Origin of the sequence: Streptomyces montanisoli (assembly GCF_017813245.1) — a bacterium.
Classification (GTDB): domain Bacteria; phylum Actinomycetota; class Actinomycetes; order Streptomycetales; family Streptomycetaceae; genus Streptomyces; species Streptomyces montanisoli.
Map to the genome: position 1 here is coordinate 59,201 of NZ_JAGIQL010000013.1, position 9,843 is coordinate 69,043.

12 protein-coding genes are annotated in these 9,843 nt (G+C 72.2%); 6 read left to right on the forward strand and 6 right to left on the reverse strand.

Annotated elements, in window-relative coordinates:
• The first annotated feature begins 36 nt into the window (after positions 1-36).
• The 5 genes from JFN87_RS05620 (at position 37) to JFN87_RS05640 (ending at position 4,206) form a co-directional block, all read left to right on the forward strand.
• On the forward strand, positions 37-807 hold the full coding sequence (locus JFN87_RS05620) for an enoyl-CoA hydratase/isomerase family protein (protein WP_209338761.1): 771 nt from the start codon (positions 37-39) through the stop codon (positions 805-807).
• A 297-nt stretch (positions 808-1,104) separates the two neighbouring features.
• Positions 1,105-1,608 carry an ATP-binding protein gene (locus JFN87_RS05625; RefSeq protein ID WP_209338762.1) on the forward strand — a complete coding sequence of 168 codons (504 nt, stop codon included), beginning with the start codon at positions 1,105-1,107 and terminating at the stop codon, positions 1,606-1,608.
• Positions 1,609-1,739: 131 nt separating this feature from the next.
• Positions 1,740-1,955: an EF-hand domain-containing protein gene (locus JFN87_RS05630; protein WP_209338763.1), complete on the forward strand. Its 216-nt coding sequence runs from the start codon at positions 1,740-1,742 to the stop codon at positions 1,953-1,955.
• Positions 1,956-2,066: 111 nt separating this feature from the next.
• The gene (locus JFN87_RS05635) at positions 2,067-3,044 is read left to right on the forward strand and encodes a CopD family protein (protein ID WP_307865315.1); all 978 of its coding nucleotides are present in this window, start codon (positions 2,067-2,069) and stop codon (positions 3,042-3,044) included.
• Positions 3,045-3,243: 199 nt separating this feature from the next.
• Entirely contained in the window at positions 3,244-4,206 is a 963-nt protein-coding gene (locus tag JFN87_RS05640; protein ID WP_372449186.1) for a L,D-transpeptidase, read from the forward strand.
• 66 nt (positions 4,207-4,272) lie between these two features.
• Here JFN87_RS05640 and JFN87_RS05645 read toward each other — a convergent pair whose 3' ends face one another.
• The 3 genes from JFN87_RS05645 to JFN87_RS05655 form a co-directional block, all read right to left on the reverse strand.
• Positions 4,273-4,926, reverse strand: a complete 654-nt coding sequence (locus JFN87_RS05645) for a DedA family protein (RefSeq protein WP_209338776.1) — start codon at positions 4,924-4,926, stop codon at positions 4,273-4,275.
• Positions 4,927-5,073: 147 nt separating this feature from the next.
• Positions 5,074-6,564 (reverse strand): M6 family metallopeptidase, encoded by a 1,491-nt coding sequence (locus JFN87_RS05650; RefSeq protein WP_209338765.1) that lies wholly within the window; start codon positions 6,562-6,564, stop codon positions 5,074-5,076.
• A gap of 121 nt (positions 6,565-6,685) precedes the next feature.
• Positions 6,686-6,877, reverse strand: a complete 192-nt coding sequence (locus JFN87_RS05655) for a DUF2795 domain-containing protein (RefSeq protein ID WP_209338766.1) — start codon at positions 6,875-6,877, stop codon at positions 6,686-6,688.
• A gap of 180 nt (positions 6,878-7,057) precedes the next feature.
• Between JFN87_RS05655 and JFN87_RS05660 the strand changes: the two genes are divergently transcribed.
• Entirely contained in the window at positions 7,058-7,420 is a 363-nt protein-coding gene (locus JFN87_RS05660) for an STAS domain-containing protein (RefSeq protein WP_245178797.1), read from the forward strand.
• 22 nt (positions 7,421-7,442) lie between these two features.
• On the opposite strand, the gene JFN87_RS05665 is transcribed toward JFN87_RS05660, so the two are convergent.
• The 3 genes from JFN87_RS05665 to JFN87_RS05675 form a co-directional block, all read right to left on the reverse strand.
• Complete coding sequence (locus tag JFN87_RS05665; RefSeq protein WP_209338767.1) at positions 7,443-8,744, reverse strand: PP2C family protein-serine/threonine phosphatase; 1,302 nt, start codon at positions 8,742-8,744, stop codon at positions 7,443-7,445.
• A 32-nt stretch (positions 8,745-8,776) separates the two neighbouring features.
• On the reverse strand, positions 8,777-9,469 hold the full coding sequence (locus JFN87_RS05670; protein ID WP_209338768.1) for a GAF and ANTAR domain-containing protein: 693 nt from the start codon (positions 9,467-9,469) through the stop codon (positions 8,777-8,779).
• 129 nt (positions 9,470-9,598) lie between these two features.
• A complete protein-coding gene (locus JFN87_RS05675) occupies positions 9,599-9,808 on the reverse strand; it encodes a hypothetical protein (RefSeq protein WP_209338769.1) in 210 nt (69 codons plus the stop codon).
• Positions 9,809-9,843: the final 35 nt, after the last annotated feature.

Consider the following 9,843-nt stretch of genomic DNA (forward strand, 5'->3'; position numbering starts at 1 on the left):
GGGCCCGGTGTCGTTAGCGGGCGTTAACCTGCCTGCATGGCAACCGTATCCCTCGAAGTGTCCGGCGGCGTCGGTACGATCCGGCTCGACCGCCCCCCGATGAACGCGCTCGACGTCTCCATGCAGGACCTGCTCCGCGACCTCGCGCAGGAGGCCGGCGACCGCGACGACGTGCGCGCGGTCATCCTGTACGGCGGCGGCAAGTCCTTCGCGGCGGGCGCCGACATCAAGGAAATGCGCGACATGGACCACGCGGCGATGGTCGTGCGCTCCCGCGCGCTCCAGGAGGCGTTCACCGCGGTGGCGCGCATCCCCAAGCCCGTCGTCGCCGCCGTCACCGGCTACGCGCTCGGCGGCGGCTGCGAGCTGACGCTCTGCGCCGACTACCGCATCGCCGCCGACGACGCCAAGCTCGGCCAGCCGGAGATCCTGCTCGGCCTCATCCCGGGCGCCGGCGGCACCCAGCGCCTCGCGCGCCTCGTCGGCCCCTCACGGGCGAAGGACCTCATCTTCACGGGGCGCCAGGTCAAGGCCGAAGAGGCGCTCGCGATCGGGCTCGTCGACCGGGTGGTCCCCGCGGCCGACGTCTACACCGAGGCGCAGAAGTGGGCCGAGCGGCTGGCGAAGGGCCCCGCGCTCGCCCTTCGCGCGGCGAAGGAGGCGGTGGACGCGGGTCTCGAGACGGACATCGAGTCGGGCCTCGCGATCGAACGCACCTGGTTCGCCGGACTGTTCGCGACGGAGGACCGGGAGCGCGGCATGCGCTCGTTCGTGGAGGAAGGGCCCGGCAAGGCGCAGTTCCTCTGACTGCCCCCCGACGACGGCTCTCCGAGGGCGCTTTGCGCGCGTCGTTTTCCGAGGCCCCGCACCGGCTCGCACCACCTGCCGGGCGGGGCCTCGCCGTCTTAAACGGAACTTAAGCCGATGGCCCGATCGGGTGGTTCCATTGCACGAAACGACGACTAAGCCCAGGTCAGCTGGGATGTCGGGGCTGACAGCCTGCCTTTGGCATATGCCGATGCAATTGCACGGAATCTCGTATTCCGGGGGTGGAATCCCGCGGAACGCCCCCACGGCGCCCCGCGGACGGCCATGATGGAGGGCATGGCGAGTCTGGAGAAAGTGGAGCAGCCACGACGGCTCGGCGGCGCGGTCGCCGTGCGGCCGGCGCCCGCCGTCGAGGACGAACACGCGCTCAGGGCGCTCGACCTGTTCGGCAATCCGGCGGAGGAGGAGGTGCGCCTCGCCTCCCTGCCCGAGTCCGCCGCCGTCGCACGCCGCATCACCCACGCGGTCGTGCGGCGCCACTGGTCGCTCTCCCCGCAGCTGGCCGAGCACGCCGTGCTGCTCGTCTCCGAACTCGTCGGCAACGCCGTGCAGCACGCGGGTGCCCGGGTGTTCGGCCTGCGGATGCTGCGCCGCAGAGGGTGGATCAGGATCGAGGTGCGCGATCCCTCGCGCGGCCTGCCCTGCCTGATGCCCGTGCAGCCGATGGACGCGGGCGGCCGCGGCCTCTTCCTCGTCGACAAGCTGGCCGACCGCTGGGGCGTGGACCTGCTGCCCCGAGGCAAGAGCACCTGGTTCGAGATGCGCCTCCAGGACCGCTGAACGCGCCGACCCGCCCCCTCCGAACGTGCTGACCCACCCCTCCGAACGTGTGGGCACGGCCCCGCCGAACGGGTGAGGCCGGGCCGATAATCTGGGCGCGTCAACGACCCGACCAGAATGGGGCTGAAGCAGTGGCGGACATCGACGAGACGCGCAAGGCGTTCGACAGGTTCGACGCGAACGGCGACGGATTCATCACCGCGGCGGAGTACAAGAGCCTCATGGCGCAGCTCGGCGACCACCACGTCACCGAGTCCATCGCCCAGACGGTCATCAACGCCCACGACGCCAACGGCGACGGGCTGCTCAGCTTCGAGGAGTTCCTCGCCTCACGCAAGGACGGCTGACCTCGACCGCATCCGGCGCCCGGCGCCGGCGCGCGCCACCGCGCCGGATGCCGGTCCGCCGGATGGCGTGCTCGCGCTGCGCCACGGACCGGGCGCGGAGATGATCGGCCGGTGAGCCTTCCGGGACCCTCAGCAGACGCGGCCCTGCCCGACGAGCGCCGGGGCGCCACCCGTACGGCGTGGCTCGCCGCACCCGGCATCGTGGCAGCGGCGCTCATCGCCCTGCTCGGCGTCGCGGCCGCCACCCACGGCACGGGCGAACTGCCCGTCCACGCGGCCGGCACGACGACGCTGCTGCGCGCGATCGTCTTCGCCGCGCTCGCCGTCCACCTCGGCGAACTCGCCGGCGCGCGCTTCGCACGCGCCCCCTCACGCGCGGACCGGCCGCGGCCCGCGCCGCGCCCCCTGTCCGCCGTCGCCTCGCTGGCGGGCGCCGGCGCCTGTGCGGGCCAACTCCTGCTGCTGTGCGGCGTCAGCGGCCTGAACGCCGCATCCGCGTACAGCACCGTCCAGGGGCGGCTCCTGCTCGTCATGGCCAACGGCTTCCTGCTCGCGGCCGGATGCGCCGCCCTCGGCCGCCCCGGCTGGGCGCTCGCACCGCTCGCCGCCGTCGTCGGCGCCGAGGCCCTGCGCGCCCACCCCGAGCAGTCGACGCCCCTCATCGGCGCGGCCCTCACCGTCGTGCACCTCACCGCCGCCTCCCTGTGGACGGGCGGCCTGTTCCACGTCCTGCGCGTCCTGTGCGGCGCACGCGGCGACCGCCCGTACGCGAACGCCGTCCTGTCCCGCTACGCCAGGCGGGCCGGCTGGCTTCCGGTCGCGCTCGCCGCGACGGGCACCGCGTCCGCGCTGCGCAAGATGCCGTTCGACGTGGCACTCACCAGCGCGTACGGGAGGGTACTGCTGGTCAAACTGGCGCTCGTGGGCGCCGCGAGCGCCCTCGCGCTCGGCGCGCGCCGGCGGCTGCGGCGCACCGGCACGGCCGGCCGGGAGGCGTATCTGGAGGTCACCGTCCTCGCCGTCGTCGTCCTCGTCTCCGCCGTCCTGACCGTCGTCCCCAACCCGAGCTGGCACGCTCTCGCGCGTTGATAGCACAACAGTCGCGCATGTCACACCCCTCACGCCCGACTTTGTCGTCGCTTTGCCCGCGTCCGGGAACTGCCGGGCGGCCGGCCACGTCCAACGTGATGTCGGAGTTTGTGGCAACACGTTTCGTGACAACACGCGTGGTGTGAGCGGGAGCTGAGGTATGGGCGTGGGTATAGGCCGCCGCAGGAGCAGCATCGGAATGGCGCTGCTGACCGGTGCCGTCCTGGTCGGAGTGAGCGCGTGCGGAGGCAACGCGGACGCGAAGACCTCGGCCTCCGACAACAAGGCGGGGTCGGCGAGCAGCGCGAAGGCGTCGCCCGACGCGAAGCCGAGCCCGTCGAAGCCGACGGCGCCGCCGATGCTGCTCGACACGATCGTCCCGCGCGGCGGCACGGTGGGCGTGGCGCAGCCGATCTCGGTCGTCTTCAGCAACCCCGTCGCGAAGTCCGCGCGGGCCGACGTGGAGAAGCACCTCAAGATCACCACGTCCAAGGCGATCACCGGGGCGTGGCACTGGTTCAGCGACACGCGCGTCGACTTCAGGCCCGAGAACTACTGGCCGAGCGGCACGAAGGTCAGCCTCAACGCCGACATGACGGGCGTGAAGAACGGCAACGGCCGCGTCGGCGTCCACGGCTACCAGCACTCCTTCACGATCGGCGACGACGTGGAGGCCAAGGTGTCGGTCAAGGGCCACACGATGACCGTCACGAAGAACGGCGCGAAGGTCCGCACGCTGGCCATCGACGCGGGCAACCCGAAGTTCCCGACGTGGGACGGCACCATGGCCGTGATCGACAAGGCCAAGAAGGTCCACATGACCTCGTGCAGCGTCGGCATCAGCTGCACGAAGGGGTCGCCGAACTACTACGACATCACCCTGCCGTGGGACGTGCACCTCACGACGTCCGGCACGTACATCCACTACTCGACCGGCGACCCGAACCCGGGACACGGCTACGGCTCGCACGGCTGCGTCCACCTGTCGATGGCCGACGCGAAGTGGTTCTACAACTACGTCAAGGCGGGCGACCCGGTCACCGTCACCGGTTCGCCGCGCGGCAAGGCCAAGGGCGACAACGGCTACGCCGACTACAACCTGTCATGGTCGGACTGGCTGAGCGAGAGCGGCGCCGGGCAGATCACGACCACCGTCGGCTGACCTCCGGTCACCTGCGCCCCGGGCGCGGCCGCGCGTACGGCCCGGGGCGGCGGGACGCGGGCCCGTTCAGTCGCCGGTCCCCGTGTCCTCCTGGCGCGCGTGCCTGCGGCGGCGCAGGTGGCGGAAGACCATGAAGGCGATCACGGCGACGGCCACCGCGGCGAGCACCAGCTCGTAGCGCTGGATCTGCGGGTAGAGCGTGTCCAGGTGCCGGCCCGCGAAGTAGCCCACCGTGGACCACGTGCCCACCCACAGCGCCGCGCCGAGCGCGTTGAACGCCAGGAAGCGCGGCCACGGCATCAGCGTCATGCCGGCGATGATCCCGTTGGCCTGGCGCAGGCCGTCCACGAAGCGCGCGATGGTGACGATCTTGCCGCCGTGCCGCTTGAAGAAGTCCTCGGCCTTGCGCACCCGTGCCGGTGTCAGCAGCACGTACTTCCCGTAGCGGTCGACGAGCCGGTGTCCGCCGAAGCGCCCGATGGCGTAGCCGACGTTGTCCCCGAGCACCGCGGCGATTACCGCGACGGCGATCACGACCGCCATGTCGAGACGACCCGCGCCCGCGTACACGGACGCCGCGATGAGGATCGTCTCGCCGGGCACGGGAACTCCGAAGTCCTCGACGAAGAGCAGACCCCCGACGGCCAGGTAGCCCCAGTGGTCGAGGATGGGCGCGATGTCGCCGAGCACTCCGGGCAGGGGCGGAGGCGCGTCCGTCATCGGCACGAGGCGTCCTCCTTCGCTCCGGCCGGTGCGCCGGGCCGATGGTGCACCGCGCTACGTACCCGTCCCCGCCCTCACCGTAACGCTTCGGACCGCGGGGACGCGGTCCGAAGCGGCGGCGGGCACGGCGCTGCGTGCGAAACCTCAGCCGACGGTGAGCGACGTGTCGTCCACGACGAAGGACGTCTGCAGCTTCGACCCCTCGGTCGCGGTGAACCGCAGCGTGACGTCCTGGCCCGCGTACGCGCTCAGGTCGGCGGTGTGCTGCTGGTAGCCGCTCCGTGCGTCCGCGTTGGACCAGCTGCCCACGGTGGAGAGCACGGCCCCGGACGAGCCGAGCACCTGCACCTTCATGGTGTCGTAGGGGGTACTGCCGGTCTCGGCGGTGTCGATGTGCAGCCAGTAGCCGAGCGTCGCCGTGCAGCCGGCCGGGAGGGACACCGTCTGGGACAGCGTGTTGGTGGTCGCCCGCCCGTACCCGTCGAGCCACGCCATGTACGAGCCGGAGCGCGGCGCCTCGGCCGGGTCGGACGAGATGACCTTGTCGGACGCGCTCCAGCCGGTGCTGCCCGACTCGAAGCCCGGGTTGGCGAGGATCTGGCCCGCGTCGCACCCCTGCCCGCCGCCGGGGGGCGGCGTCGTGCCGCCCGACGAGCCGTCGCCCGAGAGCCAGGCGGTGGCGTTGAGGGCGAGAGCCGCGTTGGTGCCGCCCGTGTCGTTCCAGCCGTCGTAGAGGTTGTCGCCCGGGTGGCCCGTGCCGTCGTCGATCGGCGAGCTGTCGCCCCAGACGGCCACGCGGCCGCTGCCGAACGTGCTGGTCACGAAGAACGCGCCGGTGGTGCCCGAGGTGTCCGCGCCCGCCTTCCACACGAGGCCCTTGACGTCCGGGTTGTCGCCGGGCCTCAGCGTGAACGTCGTGCCGTCGGCGATGGTGGAGCCGGTGACCTTGCCGAACGGGCCGTTCAGCACCGGGTCGGAGCTGTCACCGATGGCGCGCGGAGTGCCGGAGTTGATGTCCACGGAGTCCACGGAGAAGCCGAACGGGTCCGTGTTGTCGACGCCGTTGTCCGTCATCAGGTCGTTGATGACCTTGGGGGAGTCGTAGCCGTCGTTGTTGCGGTCGCTGCCGGTGTGGTCGGAGATCAGGAAGAGGCCGCCGCCGTTCTGTACGAACTTCATGATCGCGGACTTCTCGGCGCTGGTGAAGCGGATGTTCGGCTCCGGCAGCACGAACGTGTCGAAGTTCTTCAGGTCGAGCGCGCCGGAGCCGCCGTAGGTGATGGTGGAGCCGGACGGCAGGGTGTCGAGCGTGTAGCCGCCCGCGCGCTGGAGCGCGACGCCCCAGGACGACAGGGCGCCCGTCCAGTCCGTCTCCCGGGACGGCGACGCGTTCTCGCCGAGCGGGTCCGGCTGGCTGGTGCTGATGACCCAGTCGGCGTTGCCCGCCGTCTCGGCCTCGGTGTTGTCGAAGAGCACGCGGTGCGTGGTGGCCGCGGCGGGGGCGGCGGACGCGGCCGGTGCGGCCGCGCCCGGGGCCGTGGCGGCCTGGGCCGTGGTGAGTGAACCAGCGGTGAGCAGGCCGAGCGACGTCGCCGCCGCGGCCATCAGCAGGCGGGACCTGCGCGATCGGAGCATCCGTCAACCTCCGTGTGGGGCGGGGGAATGAGCCGTGCGGGGATACTCTGCGCGCGTAGACCCGGAAACGGAAGACCGCACACACGACCACCCGGTGAACGTCCGGTCCCGGCCGCCCCGGCTACCGACCGTGGAAGACGGCCTTCTGTACGTCGTTCGGCCCGTCGAACCGATCGGCCGAGACGGGGTCGAGCTCGTCGACCACGCTGCCGCCCGCCCCGTTCTTCTTCGCGAGCGCGACGAGGTCCTCCTTGCTCGTCGGGTACTCGGCGCCCTTCAGAGCCTTCTGCAGGTCGACCGGGCTGATCGTCATCCCGGTACCTCCTTCGGGTTGCGCGGTTCGCGTGCGCCTGCGGGTACCCATCGGACGGCCCGCGCACCTTCGCCCACCGCGCCGAATCCCGCGGGCACAAAGCGGGCCCGCGGCGTGCTGGACGGCGCGCTTCTGGGTACGTCGTACCCACGTGTCGGGCCCGAGCCGAGGAGCGCGCTGATGGCTGAGGAACTGCGGGTGGAAGTTGTCGAGGAGCGCGGCCGCCTCGCGGTGGCGGCGGTGGCCGGGGAGCTCGACATCGCCACCGCCGGCGACCTGCACACACGCGTCAGCGCTGCCCTGGCCACCCACCGTGACCTGATACTCGACCTGGCCGACGTGGGTTTCTGCGACTCCTCCGGCTTCAACGCGCTGCTGCGCATACGGCGGCGCGTGGGGGAGACGGGCGGGCGGCTCGCGCTCGCCGCGCCGCCGGTGCAGGTGGAACGCCTGCTCGCGCTCAGCGGCGGCGGCCGCGACCTGTTCGCCGTGCACCCGAGCCGCGCCGAGGCGCTCGCCGCCTACGACGCTGGCGACCTCTGAGCGGGCGGCGCGGTCAGGGTGCTCAGCGCGCCACCGGCAGGCGCAGGGCCAGCAGCGCGATGTCGTCGTGGGAGTCGGCGGCCAGGCCCGTGAGCAGCTCGTCGCAGAGCACGTCCAGGTCGTGGTGGACGAGGGCGGCGGCGTGCTGGCGCAGCCGGGTCAGGCTCTGGTCGAGCGGTTCGCCGCGGCGCTCGATCAGCCCGTCTGTGTACAGGAGCAGGGTGCCGCCGGGGGGCAGCGTTGTGTGCGCGCTTTCCCGCTCGATGTGCGGGTCGACGCCGAGGAGCATGCCGTGGGCGTCCTCCAGGTACGAGGTGTCGCCGTCGGCCGTGATCAGGAGCGGCGGCGGGTGCCCCGCACGCGCCCAGTCCAGCTCGTACGGGCCGCCCTCGGGTCCTTTGAGCAGCGCGTAGACGCACGTCGCCGTCTGGTTCGGGTAGAGGGCGCTCGCGGCGGTGTCCAGGCGGGCCAGGATCTTGCCCGGCGGCTCCTGGCGGTCGCACGCGATGCCGCGCAGCATGTTCCGCAGCTGGCTCATCGTCACCGCCGCCCGCAGGTCGTGGCCGGTCACATCGCCGATGATCAGCGTGGTGTCGCCCTGCGGGAGGACGAAGCTGTCGTACCAGTCCCCGCCGACCTGCGCGGTGGCCGCGGCCGGTGTGTAGCGGGCGGCGATCCCGAGACCCCCGACGACCGGCAGCGCGGGCGGCAGCAGCGAGCGCTGCATGCGCTCGGCGATGGTCTGCGTCTCGCGGTGCAGCCGTGCGTTGTCCACCGCGAGCGCCACCCGGTGGGTGAGGTCGTCCACCAGTGCCAGGTCGCCCTCGCCGAGGGGGACACGGCTCGTGTCGCGGACCACGGTCAGCGCCCCGAGCACCCGGCGGCGTGCCCGCAGCGGTGCCACGATCAGCGTCTCGCCGCCCAGCCGCTCGAACAGGTCGAGGTCGATCGTGTACAGCGCGTCGGGAACCGTCTCGGGTGCGGGCATCTGGTCCGCGGACAGCAGCAGGGGGCCCGCGCCGCGCAGCACCCGCGACAGCGGCCCGGAAGCCGCGTCCGGCAGCGTGGGCAGCGTGCCGGTCAGGCCGGTGAGCACGGCGCCGGGGTCGTGGTGGGCGACGCAGACCCGCTCCAGCCGGCCCTCGTCGTCCATGAGGTCCGCCACGCACCAGTCGGCGAGCGCCGGCACCAGCACCCGGCACACGCGCCGCAGTCCCTCGACCGCGTCCAGCGTGCTCGACAGCACCCCCGCGGCCTGGTTGAGCAGCGTCAGCCGGTCCAGCGCCGTCTGGAGGGCCGTGTCCACGTCGTATTCGTCTTCCATGACCACCCTTCTTATCCGCGGGGGGCCCGTTGTCAGTGGTCGAGCGTTCCCGTTTCGCAGACCCGCCGGGCAAGGTCGCGCATCTTGACGTTGCGCTCCTGGGAGAGCCGCCGCATGACGTTGAAGGCCTCGGTCTCGGGCAGGTGGTAGCGCTCCATGATGATGCCCATGGCCGCGCCGATGGTGTGGCGGCTCGCCAGCGCTTCACGGAACTGGTCGGCCGTGCGGGCGCTGGAGAAGGCGACGGCGGCGTGCGAGGCGAGGGCCCAGCCCGCGGTCTCGCTCTCGGCCGTGAAGGCGGCCGGCTTCCGCGAGTACATGTTCAGCGCGCCGAAGGCCCGCTCCTCGGTGTAGAGCAGGAACCCCATCATGCTGCCGATGCCGAGTTCGCGGGCGTCGGGGGCGTAGCGGGGCCACCGGGGCTGGTTGTCGTTGAGGTCGGAGATGCGGAAGACGCGCTCGCTGCCGATGTGGCGCCCCGCGTCGAAGCACGGGCCCTCGCCGTTGGCCTCCTGGAGCCGATCCGACTGTACGACCATCGCCTCGGTGGGCGCGAGCGACTCGACGTGCTTCCCGCGGACCACGAGGATGCCGGCCGCGTCGCACCCCTCGACGAGGTCGGTCGCCGCGGTGGTGATGTGCTCCAGGGTCGCGTCCACGGATGTCTGGGCCAGCAGGTCGCGGGCCATGGACGCCAGACGTGTCACGTAGTCCTGCCAGTCCATAACGCCCCTTCCGCCGTCGTCGCACGACAGTGTGAAGCCTAGGCCGTGCGGGCGCCGTGTGACAGCAGGGGATGGGGAGGCCCGGCAGTACGTTCCGCCGTCGGGCCGAGCGGACCTGTGCCGGCGCCGCTACCCGGCCGCCGGGCCGGACTCACCGGGCCGCTGCTCGTCCCCGTCGAGACCGGGGTCCGACGTTCCCTCGTGCGCGCGCCGCCGCGCACCCGCGAGGGCGCAGGCCGCGCCCGCGAGTGACGCGGCGGCGACGTCCTCGATCACGGCCGCCACGGGGCCGGGAACGCCGAGGCGGGGAGATCGGAAGAGCAGTCGACTGAGATCCAAGCACCGATGCACCTGGGACGCCACGATCGGCCTGG

What these genes read in the sequence shown, in the direction of transcription:
- JFN87_RS05620 (WP_209338761.1), top strand. Translation starts at nt 37, where the DNA reads ATGGCAACCGTATCCCTCGAAGTGTCCGGCGGCGTCGGTACGATCCGG.
- JFN87_RS05670 (WP_209338768.1), bottom strand. Translation starts at nt 9,469, where the DNA reads ATGGACTGGCAGGACTACGTGACACGTCTGGCGTCCATGGCCCGCGAC.
- JFN87_RS05665 (WP_209338767.1), bottom strand. Translation starts at nt 8,744, where the DNA reads ATGGAAGACGAATACGACGTGGACACGGCCCTCCAGACGGCGCTGGAC.
- JFN87_RS05655 (WP_209338766.1), bottom strand. Translation starts at nt 6,877, where the DNA reads ATGACGATCAGCCCGGTCGACCTGCAGAAGGCTCTGAAGGGCGCCGAG.
- JFN87_RS05650 (WP_209338765.1), bottom strand. Translation starts at nt 6,564, where the DNA reads ATGCTCCGATCGCGCAGGTCCCGCCTGCTGATGGCCGCGGCGGCGACG.
- JFN87_RS05640 (WP_372449186.1), top strand. Translation starts at nt 3,244, where the DNA reads ATGGCGCTGCTGACCGGTGCCGTCCTGGTCGGAGTGAGCGCGTGCGGA.
- JFN87_RS05660 (WP_245178797.1), top strand. Translation starts at nt 7,058, where the DNA reads ATGGCTGAGGAACTGCGGGTGGAAGTTGTCGAGGAGCGCGGCCGCCTC.
- JFN87_RS05625 (WP_209338762.1), top strand. Translation starts at nt 1,105, where the DNA reads ATGGCGAGTCTGGAGAAAGTGGAGCAGCCACGACGGCTCGGCGGCGCG.
- JFN87_RS05645 (WP_209338776.1), bottom strand. Translation starts at nt 4,926, where the DNA reads ATGACGGACGCGCCTCCGCCCCTGCCCGGAGTGCTCGGCGACATCGCG.